This window comes from Lentzea sp. NPDC059081 (assembly GCF_042738015.1).
Lineage (GTDB): Bacteria > Actinomycetota > Actinomycetes > Mycobacteriales > Pseudonocardiaceae > Lentzea.
Window position 1 is genome coordinate 1 of the sequence record NZ_JBHYGW010000052.1, and the last position, 22,027, is coordinate 22,027.

The 22,027-nt window shown below is 70.3% G+C and carries 19 protein-coding genes; 12 read left to right on the plus strand and 7 right to left on the minus strand.

The features are described 5' to 3' along the window. The first annotated feature begins 300 nt into the window (after positions 1-300). The 3 genes from ACFWV3_RS44720 to ACFWV3_RS44730 all read left to right on the plus strand — a co-directional run bounded on the left by ACFWV3_RS44720 (position 301) and on the right by ACFWV3_RS44730 (position 4,124). Positions 301-1,473, plus strand: a complete 1,173-nt coding sequence (locus ACFWV3_RS44720; RefSeq protein ID WP_382420292.1) for an alginate lyase family protein — start codon at positions 301-303, stop codon at positions 1,471-1,473. A 19-nt stretch (positions 1,474-1,492) separates the two neighbouring features. Further along, a complete protein-coding gene (gene ilvD, locus ACFWV3_RS44725) occupies positions 1,493-3,181 on the plus strand; it encodes a dihydroxy-acid dehydratase (RefSeq protein ID WP_382420294.1) in 1,689 nt (562 codons plus the stop codon). Positions 3,182-3,308: 127 nt separating this feature from the next. Continuing rightward, positions 3,309-4,124, plus strand: coding sequence for a DUF2382 domain-containing protein (locus ACFWV3_RS44730; protein ID WP_382420296.1), 816 nt, complete (start codon positions 3,309-3,311; stop codon positions 4,122-4,124). A 73-nt stretch (positions 4,125-4,197) separates the two neighbouring features. Here the strand turns inward: ACFWV3_RS44730 and ACFWV3_RS44735 are convergent, their stop codons facing one another. Beyond that, the gene (locus ACFWV3_RS44735; protein ID WP_382420298.1) at positions 4,198-5,802 is read right to left on the minus strand and encodes an AMP-dependent synthetase/ligase; all 1,605 of its coding nucleotides are present in this window, start codon (positions 5,800-5,802) and stop codon (positions 4,198-4,200) included. 49 nt (positions 5,803-5,851) lie between these two features. Here ACFWV3_RS44735 and ACFWV3_RS44740 point away from each other — a divergent pair, with 49 nt between their 5' ends. The 3 genes from ACFWV3_RS44740 to ACFWV3_RS44750 all read left to right on the plus strand — a co-directional run bounded on the left by ACFWV3_RS44740 (position 5,852) and on the right by ACFWV3_RS44750 (position 7,696). Continuing rightward, positions 5,852-6,391, plus strand: a complete 540-nt coding sequence (locus tag ACFWV3_RS44740; protein ID WP_382420300.1) for a TetR/AcrR family transcriptional regulator — start codon at positions 5,852-5,854, stop codon at positions 6,389-6,391. Positions 6,392-6,419: 28 nt separating this feature from the next. Further along, positions 6,420-7,028, plus strand: a complete 609-nt coding sequence (locus tag ACFWV3_RS44745) for an alpha-ketoglutarate-dependent dioxygenase AlkB (protein WP_382420302.1) — start codon at positions 6,420-6,422, stop codon at positions 7,026-7,028. A 122-nt stretch (positions 7,029-7,150) separates the two neighbouring features. Further along, entirely contained in the window at positions 7,151-7,696 is a 546-nt protein-coding gene (locus tag ACFWV3_RS44750; RefSeq protein WP_382420304.1) for an RICIN domain-containing protein, read from the plus strand. A gap of 41 nt (positions 7,697-7,737) precedes the next feature. Here the strand turns inward: ACFWV3_RS44750 and ACFWV3_RS44755 are convergent, their stop codons facing one another. Beyond that, positions 7,738-8,694, minus strand: coding sequence for an SDR family oxidoreductase (locus ACFWV3_RS44755; protein ID WP_382420306.1), 957 nt, complete (start codon positions 8,692-8,694; stop codon positions 7,738-7,740). Positions 8,695-8,824: 130 nt separating this feature from the next. Between ACFWV3_RS44755 and ACFWV3_RS44760 the strand changes: the two genes are divergently transcribed. Further along, entirely contained in the window at positions 8,825-9,670 is an 846-nt protein-coding gene (locus ACFWV3_RS44760) for a helix-turn-helix transcriptional regulator (protein WP_382420308.1), read from the plus strand. Here the strand turns inward: ACFWV3_RS44760 and ACFWV3_RS44765 are convergent. From ACFWV3_RS44765 to ACFWV3_RS44775, 3 genes are all read right to left on the minus strand, one after another. Continuing rightward, entirely contained in the window at positions 9,642-10,217 is a 576-nt protein-coding gene (locus ACFWV3_RS44765; RefSeq protein WP_382420310.1) for a TMEM175 family protein, read from the minus strand. The two genes, ACFWV3_RS44760 and ACFWV3_RS44765, sit on opposite strands and share 29 nt — an antisense overlap. A 27-nt stretch (positions 10,218-10,244) precedes the next feature. Continuing rightward, positions 10,245-11,879, minus strand: coding sequence for a PHP domain-containing protein (locus ACFWV3_RS44770; RefSeq protein WP_382420312.1), 1,635 nt, complete (start codon positions 11,877-11,879; stop codon positions 10,245-10,247). 85 nt (positions 11,880-11,964) lie between these two features. After that, positions 11,965-13,350: a PP2C family protein-serine/threonine phosphatase gene (locus ACFWV3_RS44775; protein ID WP_382420314.1), complete on the minus strand. Its 1,386-nt coding sequence runs from the start codon at positions 13,348-13,350 to the stop codon at positions 11,965-11,967. A 137-nt stretch (positions 13,351-13,487) separates the two neighbouring features. Between ACFWV3_RS44775 and ACFWV3_RS44780 the strand changes: the two genes are divergently transcribed. Further along, entirely contained in the window at positions 13,488-17,636 is a 4,149-nt protein-coding gene (locus ACFWV3_RS44780; protein WP_382420316.1) for a HAMP domain-containing protein, read from the plus strand. Positions 17,637-18,494: 858 nt separating this feature from the next. Here the strand turns inward: ACFWV3_RS44780 and ACFWV3_RS44785 are convergent. Next, a complete protein-coding gene (locus ACFWV3_RS44785; protein WP_382420318.1) occupies positions 18,495-18,857 on the minus strand; it encodes an STAS domain-containing protein in 363 nt (120 codons plus the stop codon). 95 nt (positions 18,858-18,952) lie between these two features. On the opposite strand from ACFWV3_RS44785, the gene ACFWV3_RS44790 reads away from it, so the two are divergent. The 3 genes from ACFWV3_RS44790 (at position 18,953) to ACFWV3_RS44800 (ending at position 20,043) form a co-directional block, all read left to right on the plus strand. Then, a complete protein-coding gene (locus ACFWV3_RS44790; protein ID WP_382420320.1) occupies positions 18,953-19,348 on the plus strand; it encodes an ATP-binding protein in 396 nt (131 codons plus the stop codon). 40 nt (positions 19,349-19,388) lie between these two features. Then, complete coding sequence (locus tag ACFWV3_RS44795) at positions 19,389-19,622, plus strand: DUF6480 family protein (RefSeq protein WP_382420322.1); 234 nt, start codon at positions 19,389-19,391, stop codon at positions 19,620-19,622. Positions 19,623-19,695: 73 nt separating this feature from the next. Further along, positions 19,696-20,043, plus strand: coding sequence for an STAS domain-containing protein (locus tag ACFWV3_RS44800; protein ID WP_382420324.1), 348 nt, complete (start codon positions 19,696-19,698; stop codon positions 20,041-20,043). Here ACFWV3_RS44800 and ACFWV3_RS44805 read toward each other — a convergent pair. Continuing rightward, positions 20,032-20,916: a Ppx/GppA phosphatase family protein gene (locus ACFWV3_RS44805; protein ID WP_382420326.1), complete on the minus strand. Its 885-nt coding sequence runs from the start codon at positions 20,914-20,916 to the stop codon at positions 20,032-20,034. The genes ACFWV3_RS44800 and ACFWV3_RS44805 overlap by 12 nt on opposite strands. Before the next feature lie 110 nt (positions 20,917-21,026). On the opposite strand from ACFWV3_RS44805, the gene ACFWV3_RS44810 reads away from it, so the two are divergent. Then, complete coding sequence (locus tag ACFWV3_RS44810; protein WP_382420328.1) at positions 21,027-22,010, plus strand: hypothetical protein; 984 nt, start codon at positions 21,027-21,029, stop codon at positions 22,008-22,010. The last annotated feature ends 17 nt before the right edge of the window (positions 22,011-22,027 follow it).

Here is a 22,027-nt window from a genome sequence, read left to right on the forward strand (position 1 = left end):
GGTGTCAACCCGGCGAAAAGCGTGCCGGGTTGACACCCCTCCTCACGTGCAGCGAGTGCTGGGCACGGCTCGTGACGGGACCACCCCACCGGAACCTCCCGATTCAAGCTTCAAGGCAGCTCGGCTTCGCCGTCGCCCTGCTCGCCTTCGGCTTCGCCCAGGACAATTCTCCTGGCTGACTGCAGATTCTGGTGTTGTTGTGCGCCTTGGCATTGTTCATCCACGTGAAACGGTTCACCACCGTGAACGTTGTTCCGGAATCTTTGACGTCAAAGGTATAGACCACCAACACTGACGGGCATGGTCACCCGTTCCTGCGCGGTATTGATCGCACTGATCGCCTCCCTGATCGCCCCGGTCACCGGCCAGTCCGCCACGGCGGCGCCGGCGACGTTCGTTCATCCCGGCGTCGTGGTTTCGCGTCCTCAGCTGGACTTCGTGCGTGCCAAGGTGCAGGCCGGCGCCCAGCCTTGGACGTCCGCCTACAACGCTATGATGGGCTCGAAGTACGCCGACCTGAACCGCACGCCGAAGCCGCGTGCGGTCGTGGAGTGCGGCTCCTACTCCAACCCCAACCTCGGGTGCACCGACGAGCGCGAAGACGCCATCGCCGCCTACACCCTGTCGCTCGCGTGGTACGTCACGCGCGATGCTCGTTATGCCACCAAGGCGATCCAGATCATGGACGCCTGGTCGGCCACCATTCGCGACCACACCAACTCGAACGCCCCGCTGCAGACCGCGTGGTCGGGCAGCAGCTGGCCCAAGGCCGCCGAGATCATCAAGCACGTGTACGGGAACTGGCCCAACAGCGGGCGGTTCGCCACGATGTTGCGTGACGTCTACCTGCCCGAGATCCAGAACGGCCGTGCGAACACCAACGGCAACTGGGAGCTCAGCATGATGGAGGCGACGCTCGGCATCTCGGTGTTCCTGGAGGACCGCGCGGTCTACGACAAGGCCGTCGGCATCTTCCGCACGCGCATCCAGGCGTTCATCTACCTGACCACCGACGGCTCGTTGCCGAAGACGCCGCCGGGCAGCGGCATCGACACCCGTGACGAGATCATCTCCTACTGGCACAACCAGTCCACGTTCGTCGACGGGCTCGCCCAGGAGACGTGCCGGGACTTCGCCCACACCGCCTACGGCCTGAGCGCCGCCTCGCACTTCGCCGAGACCGCGCGGCACCAGGGCCAGGACCTGTGGAACGAGATCAAGGACCGCATGCGCCACGCGTGGGGCCTGCACACCAAGTACCAGAACGGCGAGCCGGTGCCGTCGTGGTTCTGCGGCGGGTCGTTCTCCCGGGAGCTCGGGCCGACGTCCGAGGTCAGCTTCAACGCCCTGAACACCCGGCTCGGGATCGCCATGACCAACACCCAGCGCTACACCGAGTCACAGCGTCCACAGGGGACGGACAACCTGTTCATCGCCTGGGAGACGCTGACCCACGCGGCGAACCCCTCGTAACAGCGGCTAGCGTGCCTTCATGACCGAGACACCGGACGTGAAGCCACGCAGCCGCGACGTGACCGACGGCCTGGAGCGCACCGCCGCGCGCGGCATGCTCCGGGCCGTCGGCATGGGGGACGAGGACTGGGAGAAGCCCCAGATCGGCGTCGCCTCCTCCTGGAACGAGATCACGCCGTGCAACCTGCCCCTGGACCGCCTCGCGAAGGCGTCCAAGGACGGCGTGCACGCCGCGGGCGGGTATCCGCTGGAGTTCGGCACCATCTCCGTGTCCGACGGCATCTCCATGGGCCACGAGGGCATGCACTTCTCGCTCGTGTCGCGCGAGGTGATCGCCGACAGCGTCGAGACCGTGATGATGGCCGAGCGCCTCGACGGGTCGGTGCTGCTCGCGGGCTGCGACAAGTCGTTGCCCGGCATGCTGATGGCGGCGGCGCGGCTCGACCTCGCCAGCGTGTTCCTCTACGCCGGCTCGATCCTGCCGGGCCGCGTCACCCTCTCCGACGGCACGGAGAAGGAAGTCACGATCATCGACGCGTTCGAGGCCGTCGGGGCCTGCGCGCGCGGGCTGATGAGCCGCGAGGACGTCGACCTGATCGAGCGCGCGATCTGCCCCGGCGAGGGCGCGTGCGGCGGTATGTACACGGCGAACACCATGGCCAGCGCGGCCGAGGCGCTCGGCATGTCGCTGCCCGGCAGTGCCGCTCCCCCGGCGACCGACCGCCGCCGCGACGGGTTCGCGCGCCGGTCGGGGCAGGCCGTGGTCGAGATGCTGCGCAAGGGCATCACCGCGCGGCAGATCATGACGCGCGAGGCGTTCGAGAACGCGATCGCCGTCGTGATGGCGTTCGGCGGCTCGACCAACGCCGTGCTGCACCTGCTCGCCATCGCGCACGAGGCCGGTGTCGAGCTGTCGCTGGACGACTTCAGCCGGATCGGCGCGCGCGTGCCGCACCTGGCCGACGTGAAGCCGTTCGGCCGCCACGTCATGACCGACGTCGACCGCATCGGTGGCGTGCCCGTGGTGATGAAGGCGCTGCTGGACGCCGGGCTGCTGCACGGCGACTGCCTCACCGTCACCGGCCGCACCGTCGCGGAGAACCTCGCCCACATCGCCCCGCCCGACCCCGACGGCCTGGTGCTGCGCGCGCTGGACAAGCCCATCCACCACACCGGCGGCATCACGATCCTCAAGGGCTCGCTGGCCCCCGAGGGCGCCGTGGTGAAGTCCGCGGGCTTCGACTCGGACGTCTTCACCGGCACCGCGCGCGTGTTCGACCGCGAGCGCGCCGCGATGGACGCGCTGGAGGACGGCACGATCACCGCCGGCGACGTCGTGGTGATCCGCTACGAGGGTCCCAAGGGCGGGCCGGGCATGCGCGAGATGCTCGCCATCACCGCGGCGATCAAGGGCGCGGGCCTCGGCAAGGACGTCCTGCTGCTCACCGACGGCCGGTTCTCGGGCGGCACCACGGGCCTGTGCGTCGGGCACGTGGCACCGGAGGCGGTCGACGGCGGCCCGATCGCGTTCGTGCGCGACGGCGACCGGATCACGCTGAACGTCGCCGAGGGCACGCTCGACGTCGAGGCGGACCTGGAGAGCCGCCGCGAGGGCTGGGCACCGCTGCCCCCGCGCTACGAACGCGGCGTGCTGGCCAAGTACGCCAAGCTCGTCGGTTCCGCTTCCCGCGGAGCGGTCTGCGACTAGGTCACCCCGTCGGCTGAACTGCCACGCGTGTGCGGTCACCCGGTAGGTGTGCACCCGCGAGTAACCCCGCGGCGACGGGTACTTCGCGTTTGCAAGCCGACAAGCCGAACGCGGGAGGGACTGCACGATGATCGACCAGACGCACGTTGAGGCTCTGTACGACTGCGACGTGATCGACAACAGGGGCGAGAAGATCGGGTCGGTCAAGCGGGTGTGGCTCGAGGACGGCACCGGCAGGCCGATGTGGGCCGAGGTCCACACCGGACTGTTCGGCATGAAGGAGAGCTTCGTCCCGATCCAGCAGGGCAGCGTGGCGGGTGGCGCGATCACCGTTCCCGTCACGAAGCAGCAGGTGAAGGACTCGCCGAGCATGCACACCGCCGACGACCACATGACCGACGAGGAGCAGGACGCCCTCTACGCGCACTACGGGATGATCCCGCAGGCCAAGACCGGTGAGCACGACCGGCTCGGCGACCCCGGCCGGCACGCCGCCGGGCAGCGCGGCAAGGGTGAGCAGCGCGCCGCAGGTGACCGGCACGCTGCGGACGACCGGCGGGACGCGGGTGACGCCGCCGAGGTCACGCTCTCCGAGGAGAAGCTCGACGTCGGCACCCGCAAGGTCGAGGCTGGCCGGGTGCGGCTGGTCAAGCACACGGTCACGGAGCAGCGCACCATCACCGTGCCCGTGACGCACGAGGAGGTCCGGGTGGTCCGCGAGCCCGTGCGGGGCGACGCGGACCGCACCGGCAAGGCCTTCACGGACGAGCAGGCCGAGATGACGCTGCACCGCGAGGAGCCGGTGGTGCGCAAGCGCACCGAGGCCACCGAACGGGTCCGGCTGGAGAAGGACTCCGTCACCGAGCAGAAGGACATCAAGGGCGAGGTCCGCAGGGAACGCGTCGAGGTCGAGCGCGACGGCGACCGCCGCGACCGCCGCTGAACGACGTCACGCGACACCGCCCGCCCTTCGCCGGCGGGCGGTGTCGCGTGTCAGTGGTCAAACCGAGGTTGTGTCAGTACAGGCTGTCGAGGACGTCGGCGTAGCGCTTCTCGATCTCCCGGCGGCGCGGCTTCAGCGACGCGGTGAGCAAGCCGTCCTCGACGCTGAAGTCGTTCTCCAGCACGGCGAAGCGCTTGATCGTCTCGTGCCGGGCCAGCTGCGCGTTGACGCTCTCGACCGCCTTGCCCACCTCGGCCTCGGCGTCCTTTCCGGACAGACCGCCCGCGGTGTCCTGGTCGAGCGTCACGAGCGCCACGCAGTACTTGCGGCGGTCACCGTGCACGATCACGTTGCTGATGTACGGCGACGCGGCGTTGATCATGCTCTCGATCCGGGCAGGCGCGACGTACTTGCCGCCGGAGGTCTTGATCAGCTCCTTCTTGCGGTCGGTGATCCGCAGCCGTCCCGCGTCGTCGAGCTCGCCGATGTCACCGGTGTGCAGCCAGCCGTCGACCAGCGTCTCGGCCGTGGCGTCGGGCCGGTTGTGGTAGCCGCGCATGACACCGGGCCCCCGCAGGAGCACCTCGCCGTCGTCGGCGATCTTGACCTCCATGCCGGGGATCGGCGGCCCGACCGTGCCGATCCGGATCATGCCGGGCCGGTTGAAGAAGGTCGCCGCGGACGACTCGGTGAGCCCGTAGCCCTCCAGGATCGTGATGCCGGCGCGCCGGAAGAACTCCGCGATCTCCGGCGCGAGCGGCGCCGACCCGGACACGAAGTACCGGATCCGCCCGCCGACGCGCTCGCGGAGCTTGCGGTGCACCAGCCGGTCCGCGAACCACCGCGTCGCGGGCCCGTGCTCGCGGTCGGCCCACCGGAAGATCTTCTCGGTGACCCCGCCCCGCTCCCGCACGCCCGCGACGATCCGCCCGTGGATCTTCTCGAAGATGCGCGGCGCGGCGGCCACGATCGTCGGCCGCAGCTCGCCGAGGTTGTCCACGATCCGCTCGACGCTGCCGTCGACGGCGGTCGGCACGCCCGCCGCGATCATCGCCATCGTCAGCACCTTGCCGAACGCGTGGGACAGCGGCAGCCACAGGAAGTGCAGGTCGGTCTCCTCGAGGATGCCCAGCGACGCGATGGCCTCCGCCGTCGTCAGCCAGTTGTCGTGGGTGAGCTCGACGCCCTTGGGCGTGCCGGTCGTGCCCGAGGTGTAGATCAACGTCGCGAGGTCGTCGGCGTCGATCTCGTCGATCAGCGCGTCGTAGTCGCCCTGGTGCAGCGGAACCTCGCCGAACCTGAGCACCCGCACGTCGTCCGGCATGAGCGCCGCGTGCTCGTCGGTCTCGACGAGCGCGATCCGGCTGCCGGAGTCGCCGATGATGTGCGCGACCTCGCCCTCGGTGCTGTTGGGGTAGATCGTCGTCGTGGCGCCACCGGCCGCCAGCACGGCGAGGTCGGTGACGATCCACTCGATGCCGGTGCGCCCCATCAGCGCCACCCGGTCGCCCTTGCGCAGCCCCTGGGCCTGCAGCCCGAACGCTTCCTCCGCGACCCGTTCCTGCAGCTCGGACCACGTCAGCGACACCCAGCCGCCGTGGTCGCGGTACCGCATCGCCTCGGCGTCGGGCGTGCGCGCGACCCTCTCGCGCAGCAGGCCGGGAATCGACAGCGCCATTGCTCTCCCCTTCTCTGGAGCGTCGCTCCAGAGCGGTACTCTAACCCTCGTGGCCGACCGAAGACAGTCTCTCCTCGACGCCGCGCTGTCGCTCGTCGCGGAAGGCGGCCTGGACGCCGTGACGATCGCCGCCCTCACCGAGCGCTCCGGCATGTCGAACGGCAGCATCTACCACCACTTCGGCAGCCGGGCGGGTGTCTTCGCGCAGCTCTACGCCGACAGCTACGCCCGCTGCGTGGCCGCGATGCTGCCTGCCCTGGACGCCCGCCCCGCGTCCTCCTGCGTGCGCGACCTGACGTTGCGCTACCTGGACTGGGTCGTCGCGAACCCCAGCCGTGCGCGCTTCCTCTACGCCGCGCCCGACCACGCCGATCCCGTGGCCAAGCAGGCGGAGTTCGCGCCTGTTCTGGCTTGGTTTGCTGCGCGCATGTCGTCGGGCGAGCTGCGTTCCCTGCCCCCGTGGGCGCTGGAGCCCGTGGCGATGGGCCCGGCCCACGAGTCGGTGCGCCGGTTCCTGCTCGGCGTCTTCGACCTGACCGCGGCTCGTTCGCTGGTCGCCGACGCCGTGTGGTCCGTGCTGTCGCCTTAGAACACACGTTCGATTATGCTGCCTTGCCATGCGCCAGGGATCGCTGTTCGACCTGGAAGCGGAGCCCTCACTGGCCCCGCTCGCGCCGCGCCGCACGTTGCTGAGCGACGGGGCGTGGATCGACGTGCAGCCGGGCTGGCTGTCCGGTGCCGACGCGGTGTTCGACTCGCTCGTGTCCAGCGTGCCTTGGCGTGCCGAGCGCCGGCAGATGTACGACTCCGTGGTCGAGGTGCCGCGCCTGCTCTGCTTCTACTCGGGCGCGTTGCCGTCCGACGTGCTGACTTCCGCGCGGTCGATGTTGTCCTCGTTCTACTCGGCCGAGCTGGGCGAGCCGTTCACCACCGCCGGGCTTTGCTACTACCGCGACGGGAACGACTCCGTCGCCTGGCACGGGGACACGATCGGACGCGGGCAGACCGAGGACACGATGGTGGCGATCCTGTCCGTCGGGACGCCGCGGGCGTTGTTGCTGCGGCCCCGGGGTGGCGGCAAGGCGCAGCGGTACGCGTTGGGACACGGGGACCTGCTGGTGATGGGCGGGTCCTGCCAGCGGACCTGGGAGCACGCGATTCCGAAGACCTCGAAGGTCGTGGGACCCCGGATCAGCATCCAGTTCCGCCCGCACGGCGTCCGCTGAACGCTGTCGACGCGTTGCCGCCGGACTGTCGACAGCACCTGCGAACGTGACTCCTGGTTCGAAGTTCGGACCGCATGCGGAACACGGCTGGGGAGCCTGCATGCCCTGACGAAGGAGTCGTCATGCTCAAGCTCGCAGCCCTGCTCACCACCACCGCGGCCCTGGTCGGCCTGTTCGGCGCCGGCGCCCAGGCCTCCGCCGGCACGACCGTGGCGCCACAAGGCATCGGCGCCGCGTTCACCCTGGTCAACCGCGGCACCGCCAAGTGCGTCGAGGTGTTCAACCGCCAGATCGAGGACAACTCCCCGCTCGTGCAGAACGACTGCCTCGCGGGCGGCGCCGACTTCAACCAGAACTGGCTCGCCGAGTCGGTCGGCGGCAACCAATTCCGCCTGCGCAACCTCAACGCCAACCAGTGCCTCGACTACGCGAGAGCGGTCAACGGGCAGAACGCCAAGGTGCACGTCTGCGGGAACGACCTGTTCCAGCGCTGGCAGCTGAGCGTGGCCCCGGAGGCCCCCGGCTTCCTGCGGCTCATCAGCGCGGGCAAGGTCGGTGGCACGAACCTCTGCCTCGACCTGCTGGGCGGCAACACGGACAACGGCGCGTTGATCGGCGTGTGGCAGTGCGGCGTGGGAAACAACAACCAGCTCTGGCGTCAGGGCTGAGAACGGGGGTCCTCCGGTCCGGTGGGCGGACCGGAGGACCCTCACTTCCCGCGGACCTCGCCCGAGTGGTCACGGGCCTGGGCCACCAGCTCCTCCGACTTCTCCCACACCCGCCGGGCCTCCTCGACCGACCGCAACCGGCTGTAGAGCTCCTGCGCGGCAGGCGGCCCGCCAAGACCACCCATCCCGCTCGGCCCGAAGAACACACCGGGCTCCGGAGCAGTGGCCGCGAGCAAGGCAGGCAGCTGCGCCGACTCGACGGTGCCCACGACAATCCCCCGCGCCGACAAGAACCGGATGATCCGAACGCCCATCGTGTCCGAGGAACGAGCGATCTCCGGCCGGGCCGCCAGCAGGTTCGTGGGCGCGATCCCGGGGTGCGACAGGTTGCTGGTGATCCCCCACCCGCCCGCGGCCGACCGCCGGGCCAGCTCCAGGCCGAACATCCCGAACGCGATCTTCGACTGGCTGTAGGCCCGCTGGCCGCTGTACGAGCGCTCCCAGTTGAGGTCGTCCCAGTTGATGGCGTTCGAGTTGGCCGCGATGCTGATCTGCGAGGTGACGCGGGCACGACCGGCCTTCAACACCGGCAGCAGGCCCGTGACCAGGGCGAAGTGACCCAGGTGGTTGGTGCCGAACTGCAGCTCGAAGCCGTCGGCGGTGGTCTGGCGCTCGGGCGGGGTCATGACGCCGGCGTTGTTGATCAGGATGTGGATCGGCGTCCCCTCGTCCAGCAGCGCCTCGACCAACGAGGCCACGGAACGCAGCGACGAGAGGTCGAGCGTGCGCAACGACACCTGGGCGCCGGGCACGGCGCGCTGGATGGCCGACACCGCCGCGGCGCCCTTGGCGGGGTTGCGGACCGGCATGACGACCTCGGCGCCGGCCGCGGCCAGGCGGCGGGCGATGCCCAGGCCCATGCCGTCGCTGGCGCCGGTGACCACGGCGCGCTTGCCGGTCAGGTCCGGGATCTCGATGTCGAACTGCTTGCGGGCCATGGCGCACTCTCCTGCTCGTCGTGGGGTTGCCTCCACAGTGGCCGGACGTACCGATCCTCATCCAGGACCTGACGATCCGTGGCTACGGCGCGGCCGGAGCGCTAGAAAGAGTGACGACGAGAGGACTCGCATGGCGATCGACAGGGCTGGGCTGGCGGCGTTCCTGCGGCACCGCAGGGAGGCGTTGCAGCCGGAGGACATCGGCCTTCCGCGCGGGCCTCGGCGTCGCACCACCGGGCTGCGGCGCGAGGAGGTCGCCGCCCGGTGCAACATGTCCGCCGACTACTACGCGCGTCTGGAACAGGAGCGCGGGCCGCACCCGTCCGAGCAGATGGTCGCGGCGATCGCGCAGGGGCTGCACCTGTCGCTGGACGAGCGCGACCACCTGTTCCGGCTGGCCGGGCACAGCCCGCCCGCCCGCGGGGTGCTCAGCGAGCACGTCAGCCCCGGCCTCGCGCGGATCTTCGACCGGCTGCAGGACACACCCGCCGAGATCGTCACGGAGCTCGGCGAGACGCTGCGCCAGACACCGCTCGGGGTGGCGCTCACCGGCGACGCGAGCCGGTACACCGGGCCCGAGCGCAGCCTCGGCTACCGGTGGTTCGCCGATCCTGGCAGCCGGGCGCTCTACCACCCCGACGACCACGCGTTCCTGGGCCGGATGTTCGCCTCCGGGCTGCGCGAGGCCCTCACCCGGCACGGGCAGGGCTCTCGCGCGGCGCACTACACCGAGCTGCTCCTCGCCCGCAGCGCCGAGTTCAGGGCCGTGTGGGAGGCTCAGGAGATCGGCCTGCGCCCGCACGAGGTGAAGCGGTACGTGCACCCCTCCGTCGGGCTGCTGGAGCTGCACTGCCAGACGTTGCTCGACCCGTTCCAGTCGCACTTCCTGCTCGTCTACACGGCCACGCCGGGCAGCGAGAGCTACGAGAAGCTGCAGCTGCTGTCGGTCATCGGAACCGCTGCGCTACCGGGCTGAGCAGCAACAGCAGCAGGCTGTAGTAGCCGATGAACGGCACCAGCACCAACGCGAACACCAGCAGCACCGACGGCAGGACCGCGTGCAGCACCACGGGTCGTGTGAGCCCGCGCGGCTCGTGCGCGAGCGCGGGACTGCCGTGCACCAGCAGCGCCAACGCCGTCAGGAGCAGCGTGCTGACCAGGATCGTGCCCACGTAGAAGAGCCGCACGAACGTGTCCTCGCCGTGCGTGCCCACCAGCTCGGTAGGGAACGGCAGCACCACGATCGTGAGCAGCCACACCAGGTTCAGCACCATCAGCGGGGTGCTGTACTCGCGCACGTTCTCGAACAGGCGGTGGTGGGTCATCCACAGCTGGGCGATGACGGCGAAGCTCAGCAGGAAGCTGAAGATCTGCGGCCAGTGGTGGGAGACCAGCTCGGCGGGGGGCTCCGAGCCCGGCTCCGAGACGATCTCCACCAGTGGCAGCACCAGCAGGGTGATCGCGATGGCGACCACGGCGTCGGTGAAGAGGACCAGGCGGTCGGGTTCGCGCTTCGTGGACACCCGGACAACCTAGTGGTGCGAAAGGGCTCAGATCACGTCGACGAACACCGGGTTGGCGTAGAACCAGAGGTCGGCCCACGGGTCGGAGTTCGCGAGCTCGTCGGCCACCGGGTCACCGGCCGGGGTCAGCCGCTTGCCGTCGCTGCCCCGCAGCCGCAGGTAGAACGACCGCTCGACGCCCTTGAACGTGTGCGTGAATCGGATCTTGCCCTTGCGAGGCACCTCGAACGTCTTCGCCACCACCGTCTCCGGTGCCGTGAACCCGTCGCGGTCGGCCGACGGACCGGTCACCGGGCCCGAGATCAGGTCGACCTTCGCGAGCACGGGCACGGCGCCCGAGAAGTTCGGGCCACCAGCGCGGTCGATCTCGATCGTCACCTCGACGTCGCCGCCGCGGCGCACGAAGGTCCGGCCGCCCAGCGTCACGCCGCGCAGGTCGTCACGCGAGCGCACGCGCAGCTCCAGGCCGTCGACCAGACGCCCGTGCACGGTCAGCACCTTGCCGGACTGCAGGCCGCGCATGACGTCCACATAGGACCGCGAGCGCGCTCCCACGACGTTCGCCCCGTACTGGCCGGGGAAGAAGTCGCCGTAGCCGGTCTGCTTGACGCCGGAGTCGATCGGCGCGCCGCGCGAACCGGTCGTGGCGTGGTCCTGCCTGCCCTGCGTGAAGGTGTCGCCGAAGACCTGGTGCACGTCGGAGTTCGCCGTGATCCACCACGGCCGCCCCTCGGCGAGCAGCGAGTCCCACAGGCCGCCGACCTTCGCGGTCATCCAGTCGAACCCGCCGTGGGTGCGGTAGGACTCCGCCGGGTAGCCGGGGAACGACTCCGGCAGCGGGGCGGCCGTGTCGTAGTAGCCGCGCGCACGACCGGGACCGCCCGCCGACTTCGGGATGCCGGCCGCCTGGTGGCCGGGCGCGCCCTCCATGCCGACCGCGACACCGGGGGCAGCGTCGCGCCAGCCGCGGATCTCGTGCGGGCTGTCCACGCCGCGCCGCGACGGGTGGTTCGCGAACATCAGCGCGATCTCGGTCCGGCCGGACAGGACCTGCGCCTCCAGGTAGCGCAACGCGGCCAGCGCGAGCGGTTCGGCGTTGCCCGCGATCCGGCCGTCGTAGGACAGCTCGAACGCCTTGAGGATGTCGACGGTGTTCTTGCCGGGCGGCAGGAACACGGTGGCGTGCTCCGCGCCGGGGATGTTCCACTCCAAGCCCTGGTAGACCAGCACGTCGCGCTGGGTGCGGCGGGCGCGTTCGACGTCCGGCGTGACCTGGTCGATCGAGAGCTTCTGGTGCGCCGGGCCGCCGTGGTCGGTGATGACGACCCAGTCGAGACCGAACTCGTGGGCTTTGCGCACCTGCTGCTCGATCGTGTACTGGCCGTCGTCGGAGTACTGCGTGTGGATGTGGTGGTCGCCGGCGAACCAGCGGTCACCGCCGCCCCACGGGTTGACGGGGACGTGCGCCCGCGCGGTGCCGGTGCCGGCCGCGGCGGCCACCCCGACGGCACCGGCCGCGATGCCCAGGCCCGCCAGGAACCGGCGGCGCTCGACCGACGACGGGTGGTCGTCCTCGGGGTCGAGCCAACTGCCCTCGACCGGCTCTACCTCGTGGTGGTGGTGCGCGTGATCACCGTGCGGGTGACCGTGTGAGTGGGACATGCGCCGATCTCAGCCGGTCGAGCTTGCCGGGCGAACGAACGGCAGGTGAACGGTTGGGCCGGGAGATTCACAGCCGCGGGAGCGCTCACACCGCCTGGACGGCCAGCAGCGCGAGGTCGTCGTGGTCGTCGCGGTCCAGCCACTTCAACACCGCTTCCTCGCAGTGCCGCGCGATCTCCTCCGCCGACAGGCCCTTGCACTCCTTCAGCACCGCCCGCAGCCGCTGCTCGCCGAACAGCTCGGTGCGGTCGGTGTGCGCGCGGGCCTCGGTGAACCCGTCGGAGTACAGGACGAGCGTGTCGCCCGGCGCCAGCGTGACCTGCTCGCCGGAGAACCGGACGTCCGCCAGGATGCCGACGATCGCCCCGGTCGCGCTGACCTCCTGCACGGTCCCGTCCGCCCTCAGGATCAACGGCACGGGGTGGCCGCCGGAGGCAAGCGACAGGCGCGCTCCCCCGGCCGCCAGCGGCACCAGCTCCCCCACGACGAGCGTGGTGAAGAGCTTGGACCCGGTGGCGCGCAACGAGGTGTTCAACAGGTGCAGCAGCCGCACCGGGTTCGTCTCGACGAGCGACAGCGCCTGCAACGACTGCCGCACGCGTCCACTGTGGACCGCGGCCTCCAGGCCGTGGCCGCAGACGTCGCCCAGCGCGAACGTCGCCGAGCCGTCCGTGCGCGGGTGCACGTCGTAGAAGTCGCCACCGACCAGCGCCCGCTGGTGGGCCGGGATGAACACCGAGGCCAGTGACACGCCCCGCACCTCGGGCAACGGCAACGGCAGCAGTGCCGACCGCAGGATCTCGATCGTCCGCTTCTGCTCGGTCAGCTTCGACGACGACTCCAGCGCGGCCGCGGCGTGCTTGCCGAACAGCCGGACCCGTTCGACGTCGTTCGCCGCGAAGTCGCCCTGCCGCAGCACGACCAGCGCGCCGCCCACGCCCAGCGGCACGGCCAGCGCACAGCCGAAGTCCTCCGGGACGCCCCAGCTCCCCTCACCCAAAGAGGTGATCCGCGCGAACGTGGACTCGCCCGTCAGCACCTCGGTGATCGCCGAGGCGCGCCGGGGCGTGCGGGTGACCGTGGGCTCGCCGCCCCCGCAGCGCCACCACTCCAGTCGGTCGCGGGTGGCGGGCACCACGGCGACGCAGTGCTCCCCCAGCAGCTCCGCCGCGAGCTGCACGATCGTCTTGAGCGTGATCTCGCGCGACGTGCCGCTCGCGAGCCGCAGGTGGGCGTGGTCGAGCGTCGAGTCGGTGAAGTACCAGGCGCTCCAGCCCTCGCCGAGCTCGTGCTGGCGGCCCGCGACGTGCACGTCGAAGCGCTCGCCGAGGAACAACCGGGGGAACCGGTCGGCCGCGGCGGCGTTGCGGACGCGCACCACTCCGGCGGGGTCCACGACGAGGACGGCTTCGCGCAGCCCGTCCACCAGGCGTTGCCAGCCGTCCAGGTCGATGCCCACGGCGCTGCTCATCCGCTTTCGTCCAGCGCAGACGGCCGGAGCATCGCGGCCTCCTGCGGGTTGTCGGCGTGCATCGAGGCATCAAGTTACCTCGCTCCCAACCTAACGTGGCAGGCTTGGCTGCGACCACCGAGGCACGGAGGCTTGGAGTGACCACGGCCAACGAAGAGACGGACGCGACCCTCGACAGGGTCCTGTCGGCGATGAAGGACCTGCGTGACGGCAACTTCCGCCGCAGGCTCGTCGTGCCGGGCAGCGGGCCGGTCTCCGCCCTCGCGGACGTGTTCAACGAGATCGCGGAGCGCAACCAGTGGCTCGCCGGTGAGCTGGGCCGCGTGCGGCAGGCCGTCGGCCAGGAGGGCAGGCTCACCGAACGGGTGGCGCCCGCGGGCACCGCCGGTGGCTGGTCGCTGATCGCCGACTCGGTGAACGGCCTGGTCGAGGACCTGATGCGGCCGACGACCGAGCTGAGCCGCGTGCTCGCCGCCGTCGCCGAGGGCGACCTGACCAAGCGGATGTCCGACCAGACGCTGCGCGGCGAGTTCGCCACCCTCGGCTCGACGGTGAACGGCCTGGTGGACCAGCTGTCGTCGTTCGCCGACGAGGTCACCCGCGTCGCCCGCGAGGTCGGCACCGAGGGCCAGCTGGGCGGCCAGGCGAAGGTCCCCGGCGTCGCCGGCACCTGGCGCGACCTGACCGACAACGTCAACTCGATGGCGAACAACCTGACCAACCAGGTCCGCAACATCGCGAGCGTCGCGACCGCGGTGGCCAACGGCGACCTGACGCAGAAGATCACCGTCGACGTGTCCGGCGAGATGCTGGAGCTCAAGAACACGCTGAACACGATGGTCGACCAGCTGTCGTCGTTCGCGGACGAGGTCACGCGCGTGGCCCGCGAGGTCGGCACGGACGGCAAGCTCGGCGGTCAGGCGAAGGTCCCCGGCGTCGCCGGCACCTGGCGCGACCTGACCGACAACGTGAACTTCATGGCGGAGAACCTGACGACCCAGGTCCGCAACATCGCGCAGGTCACCACCGCCGTCGCGCAGGGCGACCTGACCCAGAAGATCACCGTCGACGCCCGCGGCGAGATCCTGGAGCTCAAGTCCACGATCAACACGATGGTCGACCAGCTGTCCGCCTTCGCCGACGAGGTCACCCGCGTCGCGCGCGAGGTCGGCTCGGACGGCCGGCTGGGCGGTCAGGCGCAGGTCCCGGGCGTGGCGGGCACGTGGCGCGACCTCACCGAGTCGGTGAACGTCATGGCGAACAACCTGACGACCCAGGTCCGCAACATCGCCCAGGTCACCACCGCCATCGCACGCGGCGACCTGACCCAGAAGATCACGATCGACGCCCGCGGCGAGATCCTCGAGCTCAAGACCACCATCAACACGATGGTCGACCAGCTGTCGTCGTTCGCCGACGAGGCCACCCGCGTGGCCCGCGAGGTCGGCACCGAGGGCCGCCTGGGCGGTCAGGCGACGGTGCCCGGGGTCGCGGGCACCTGGCGCGACCTGACGGACAACGTCAACTTCATGGCGAACAACCTGACCAACCAGGTCCGCAACATCGCCCACGTCGCGACGGCGGTGGCCAACGGCGACCTGTCGCAGAAGATCACCGTCGACGCGCGCGGCGAGATCCTGGAGCTGAAGTCCACGCTGAACACGATGGTCGACCAGCTGTCGTCGTTCGCGGAGGAGGTCACCCGCGTCGCCCGCGAGGTCGGCACCGACGGCCGCCTGGGCGGTCAGGCGCGCGTGCAGGGCGTCGCCGGCACGTGGAAGGACCTGACCGACAACGTCAACCTGATGGCGGACAACCTCACCGACCAGGTCCGCAACATCGCCACCGTCGCCACCGCCGTCGCGAACGGCGACCTGTCGAAGAAGATCACCGTCGAGGCGAAGGGCGAGGTCGCGACCCTCGCCGAGACGCTGAACGGCATGGTCGACACGCTGCGCGCGTTCGGCGACGAGGTCACCCGTGTCGCCCGCGAGGTCGGCACCGAGGGCATCCTGGGCGGCCAGGCGCGCGTGTCCGGCGTGGCGGGCACCTGGAAGGACCTCACCGACTCGGTGAACTTCATGGCGGACAACCTGACCAACCAGGTCCGCAACATCGCCCAGGTCACCACCGCCGTCGCGCAGGGCGACCTGACCAAGAAGATCGACGTCTCGGCCCGTGGCGAGATCCTCGAGCTCAAGACCACCATCAACACGATGGTCGACCAGCTGTCGTCGTTCGCCGACGAGGTCACGCGTGTCGCCCGCGAGGTCGGCACCGAGGGCAAGCTCGGCGGCCAGGCCGAGGTCGACGGCGTGGCCGGCACGTGGTCGAAGCTGACCGACAACGTGAACCAGCTGGCGTCGAACCTCACGACCCAGGTCCGCGCGATCGCCGCCGTCGCCACCGCCGTGACCGCGGGCGACCTGACCAGGCAGATCACCGTCGACGCGTCCGGCGAGCTCGCGGAGCTCAAGGACAACGTCAACCAGATGATCGCGAACCTGAAGGAGACGACCCGCGCGAACCGCGAGCAGTACTGGCTCAAGACGAACCTCGCGCGGCTGTCCGGCCTGATGCAGGGCCACCGCGACCTGCGCGCGCTGGCGTCGTTGATCATGAGCGAGCTGACGCCGCTGGTCAGCGCCCACCACGGCGCGTTCTTCCAGATCCAGGAGGACGACGACGCCAAGCAGACCCTGGAGCTGACCGCCTCGTACGGCTTCCGCCTGGACTCGGCCCGCATGCCGCGCGTCGCCATGGGCGAGACGCTCGTCGGCCAGTCCGCGCTGGAGAAGAAGACGATCCTGGTCACCCAGGTCCCCGGCGGCTACCTGACCGTCTCGTCCGCGCTGGGCGAGTCGGCGCCGGTGAACCTGGTGATCCTGCCGATCCTGTTCCAGGGCGAGACCCTGGGCGTGATCGAGCTGGCCTCCCTCAACGAGTTCACCGAGGTCCACCTCGACCTCCTGGACCAGCTCAAGGAGGCCATCGGCGTCAACGTGAACACGATGCTGGCCAACTCCCGCACCGACCTGCTCCTCGTCGAGTCCCAGCGCCTCACAGCGGAGCTGAGGGCCGGTTCCGAGGAGCTGGAGGACCGCGCCCGCCAGCTGCAGACGGCGTCGAAGTACAAGTCCGAGTTCATGGCGAACATGTCCCACGAGCTGCGGACCCCGCTGAACTCGCTGCTGATCCTCGCCAAGCTGCTGGCCGACAACCTCGACGGCAACCTGAACGCCAAGCAGGTCGAGTTCGCCCGCACGATCCACTCGTCCGGCTCCGACCTGCTGCAGCTGATCAACGACATCCTCGACCTGACCAAGGTCGAGGCGGGCCACATGACCCTGCACGAGGACCCGGTCCGCGTGGACGAGCTCGTCCGCTACGTCGAGACGCTCTGCCTGCCCCTGACCGCGGAGAAGAACCTCGAGTTCTCCGTCCGCGTGGACCCGAACGTGCCCGAGACCCTGCGCACCGACGAACACCGGTTGCAGCAGATCCTCCGCAACCTCCTCTCGAACGCCGTGAAGTTCACCCACGACGGCGGCATCCGCCTGCACGTGCGCATGGACGACCCGTCCACCGTGGCGTTCGACGTGCACGACACGGGCATCGGCATCCCGGCCGAGAAACTGGCCGTCATCTTCGAGGCGTTCCAGCAGGCCGACGGCACCACGTCCCGCAAGTACGGCGGCACCGGCCTGGGCCTCTCCATCAGCCGCGAACTGGCCCAGCTCCTCAACGGCGCCCTGCGCGTCCGCTCCGAACCGGGCATCGGCTCGACGTTCACCCTCTGCCTGCCCCTGGGCAAGGTGGTGCCGGACGCCGTGGTCCTGCCGGAACCGACCCCGATCGTGACCCCGGCCCCCGTGCTGGCCGCCTCCGGCTCGATCCGCTTCCACGGCGAGAAGGTCCTGGTCGTGGACGACGACCTGCGCAACGTCTTCGCCCTGACCAGCGTGCTCGAACTGGTGGGCCTGGAAGCCATCTACGCCGACAACGGCATCACGGGCGTGCGCGCGCTGGAGCAGTACGACGACGTGGCCATCGTCCTGATGGACATCATGATGCCGGAGCTGGACGGCAACGCGACGATTTCAGCCATTCGTGCGATGGAGCGCTACTCGGACCTGCCGGTCATCGCGGTCACCGCCAAGGCGATGAAGGGCGACCGGGAGAAGTCGCTCGCGTCCGGGGCCACGGACTACGTGGCGAAACCGGTGGACACCGAGCACCTGATCCGGCTGATCGCGTACTACCTGGGGGTGTCGGCGGAGGCCTGAGGCGGGCGCGCCGGCGGGTGGGCTGGCTGCGGGACGGGCTGGCTGCGGCACCGGGCGTGGCGCGGGCGCAGGGCTTGGCTGGCTGCGGGACGGCTGGCTGCGGCACCGGGCACGGCGCGGACGCGGCGCAGGCACGGGGCGCGGCGTAGGCACGGCGCAGGCACGGGACGCGGCGTAGGCACGGGACGCGGCGTAGGCACGGGGCGCGGCGTAGGCACGGCGCGTGAGCCGCGCGGGCAGACGCGTCAGGACTCAGCGAGGTGAACTCGGCGAGGTGGCATGGCCGACGTGAGGCCGGCCCACCCACCACGTCCACAGGGCAGGCTGACGCAGGGGTCCCCTCCGAAGTTGAATCCCCCGCGACCCAACGTACTCAGCAGGTCCGACAGTCACGGCGACGCTCAGCCGCGCCCCTCTCGCGAAGCCGCACACACGCAAACCGCCCACCCGCGAGGCCGAAGGCGAGCCACCCTCCCACACGCAATGCCGAAGGCGAGCAGCCCTCCCAAGCGCGACGCCGAAGGCGAGCAGCCCTCCCGACGCGACGCCGAAGGCAAGCCGTCTTCCCTCACGCGATGCCGAAGGCGAGCCGTCTTCCCATACCTCGCCGGGTAGCGGTGATGACGCAACCACCCGCCCGCGATTGGGGCTTGACTTTGGGTGCGAGGCGCTACCCTGCCGGGTTCGGGCGGGTGCGGAGCATCCGACCTTTTCCCGCCCGTCGCAGCGCCTCGCAAGGGCCCCGAAGTCAAGCCCCAATCGCCTCGCGACGAAGTCGCGACACGCAACCACGCCCGGCAGAGGTGCACGCCCACGCTGGAACAGGCACGGCCCAACGCACCGCAACCATGCTGGAACCTACGGCGCCACCGGCTCCTGAACAGCCTCGTCCACCGTCAGGTGCAAGCTCAACACCTCAGCCACATCGGCCAGCTCGAACAACCGCCGCACCGGAGCCTGGGCCGAAGCGATCCGCAGCTGCCCGCCCGCCTCCGCCAGCCGCCGGTGCCAGTCCAGCACCAGGGCCAGCCCGGTCGAGTCCATGAACGCGAGGTGCGACAGGTCCAGCACCGCGTGCGCGCCGCTGACGTCCGAATCAAGCCGTGCGGACAGCACGGGGACGGTGTCGATGTCCAGCTCACCGGCGACGGCGAGCACTCGCCACCCCTGCTGGACCTCGCTGCCGACGTTGAGCTCCATCGTCGCCGTTCCTTCCGCCACGCCCGACTCGTGCGACCCAAATCGTGCAGCACGACGTCCCGGCATGCGACCACCGGGGGGCTGAAAGATCCGGACCAGGCGTCGGATGTGCGACGATGCGCCTTGTGTTGAACGACCCACTGGCTGAGGTGCGGGTGACCCTGACCGCCGAGGGCGGGTCCTGCGCACGCGCTCGGCAGGTGGTCCGCGGTGCCGCTGCCTCGTGGGGGCTGTCCGAGGATCTCGCCGACGACGCGCAGCTCGTGGTCACCGAGCTGGTCTCCAACGGGATCGACCACGGCGAGGGGCTCATCACCCTCACGGTGCGCCGCGCGGCCGGTGGGATGCTCCTCGAGGTGCACGACGAGTCGCCCAAGCAGCCCGTGCTCCGGCCCGTGGACCCCGGTTCGGCCCGTGGGCGGGGGATGCAGCTCGTGCAGGCGCTGAGCGTCGGCTGGGGGACCAAGCCGGACGACGACGGCAAGGTGGTCTGGGCTCAGCTGGAAGGCTGAAAGCCGGGTATCCGGTCCCGAACCGGGTACCTGACCCCGTATGACCGCAACTCCTCCTGACCCCGACCCGCTCCGCACCCCCGGCCTCGAGCCCGGTGGCGGGGTCGCGCCGGGGGACACACCGCCCGACTCCGGGTCGACGACCGGCGGGCTGTCGCACCACGAGCAGAAACCGCCGAGCAAAGCGGCGTCACGGATTGTGATCACGCTCATCGTGCTGTTCGCCGTTCTCGTCGCGGCGATGTTCGTGACCAGGGCTTTCCTGCTGGGCTGAGCGACGGGCGGCGCGTGTTCGGCTTGTGACCGTCACCGAGAGGCGCGTACGGTCGGTGCGGACGGGAGTCCACATGAACCAGCTTCGCCAGAGAACCACCTATGTCCAGTCCATCCCGATCGTCTCGCTGACCGGTGAGATCGACATGATGTCGTCCGCCCCCGTGACCAGCAGGCTCTCCGAGCTCCTCGACCACAAGCCGCCGGCTCTGGTCGTCGACCTGCGGGAGGTCCGCTTCTTCGGCTCCGAGGGGATCCGCGCGCTCGTGGAGACCCAGGCGCAGGCCGACGAGCTCGGCGTCAAGTTCGGCGTCGTCAGCGACACGAGAGTCGTGTTGCGGCCGTTGGAGATGACAGCTGTCGACCAGCTGCTCCTGCTGTTCGCCGACGTCGACGACGCCGTCACCGCCCTACGCGGCTGACTCGCGCCGTCCGCGCGACCGCTCGACCAGGTCCAGCAGCAGGCCTTCCTTCGTGGACCACGGGGAGATGTCCACGACGTCGTGCCCCGAGACCTTCATCAACCCCTCCGCGACCACCGCGCCCGCCAGCGACTGCTGGGCCCGGTGACGCGAGATCCCCGGCAGCGCGGCACGTTCGCGCACCGACAGCTTCGCGAGCCGGGGAATCCACTTCTCCAGGTCCTTCAGCCGCAGCTGACGCGACTCGTAGGTGCCGGTGCGCGCCCCGGCCAGGCGGGCGAGCTGTTCGAACACCTTGGAACACCCCACCGCGCGAGCGCTCTCGTCGCGCGGGAAGGCCTTCGACAGCCGCTCGCGCACCTCGGCCCGCATGTCCTCGACGGTCAGGCCGGCCCGCGTCAAAGTCCTGGCGCCCAACGGCAACGACAGCGCGAACTGCGGCTCGGCACCGAACCCGGCCGCCAGCTCCACCGTGCCGCCGCCGACGTCGAGCACGACCATCGGGCCGGCGCTCCAGCCGAACCAGTGCCGCGCCGCCGTGTACGAGTACCGCGCTTCTTCCTTGCCCGACAACACCTTCAGGTCCACGCCGGTGCGTCTGGCGACCTTGCGCATGACCTCCTGGGCGTTCGAGCTGTCCCGCACCGACGAGGTGGCGAACGGCAGGAACGGGACGTCGCCCGCCTTCTTGCGGGCGGCGCGGACGGCGGCGCAGAGCGACTCGACACCGGCGGCGCTGATGGCGCCGGTGGAGTCCAGCTCCTGGTCGAGGCGCAGCCGGACCTTGTGGGACAGCAACGGCCGTGTCAGGTCTCGTTCCACGACCACCAGGTGTGCGCTGAAGCACCCGACGTCGAGAACCCCGACCGCCATCCGCCACTCTCCTTCTCGTCAAGTTCCCTTTACCCCATCGGCACCATTCTGCGGGAACAGACCACCCGATCAGGCGAAGTGGGCCTGATGAGATGCGTTACAGTCGCCCGATGTCACTGGTGGAGATACCTTCCCGGCTCGAACACGCCCTCAGCAAGGCTCAACGCGGCGTAATCGTCCTGGCCGTGGACGGTCTTTCGTCGGACGTGGCCAAACAGTCGTGGCTGGCCGCCTCCCTCTCCACCCTCACCTCGACGGTCCCGCCGACGACGGCGACGGCCTGGCTCACCGCGCTGACGGGCGTGCCCGCCGACGTCCACCGCGTCCCGGGAACGGTGTACCGCAACGGTTCCGGACTCGTGCACGCCATCAACGGCACGCCGGCGATCCCGGACCTGCCCACCGTGCTCGAACGGCACGGCGCGACGGTCCTGGCCCGCGAGCTCGACCTCCTCGAAGGCACCTGGGCCCAGGCCCTGCTCCGGGGATGCACCCGGCTACCCGCTCCGCCCCGCCACAAACTCACCGCGCAGGCGGAGGATCCGCCCCTGCTCGTCGCGAACGTCGTGGCGGACCTGGACAAGGCGCTGCCGGACGCCCGGCTGCTCTGGACGTACGTCAACGTCGACGACCACGTGCACCGCAACGGCTACGACGAGTCGGTGCACGAGGCGATGCTCCGCCTCGACGCACACGCTTCCCGTTGGGCCGCACAGGGTTGGACCGTCGTGGCCCACTCCGGTGGCGGGCAGGTCGCCGTCGAGCCCGACCCGGAGCTCGTCGAGGCGTGGGACGCGATCGTGCGCGAGGACTGCGTGATTCCATCCGGCGGCGCCGGCCGCACGCGGTGGCTCTACCCGAAGCCGGACCGGATGGACGCCGTTTTCGACCGCGTCGCAACGACTCTGGGCGCGACGGCCACCGTGCACCACGCCACGGACCTGGGTCTCCCGCAGCCGGAGGCGGGTCCGGTCGTCGCGGTGGCGGCGTCGCCGCGGTTCCCGATCCCCGACCCCTCGCGGAAGTTCGAGCACGGCGGGCTGAGCCGCGACGAGATCGACGTCCCGTTCGCGGTCTGGAGCGCGGTGGAGTGACGGCGTGAGCGTCGAAC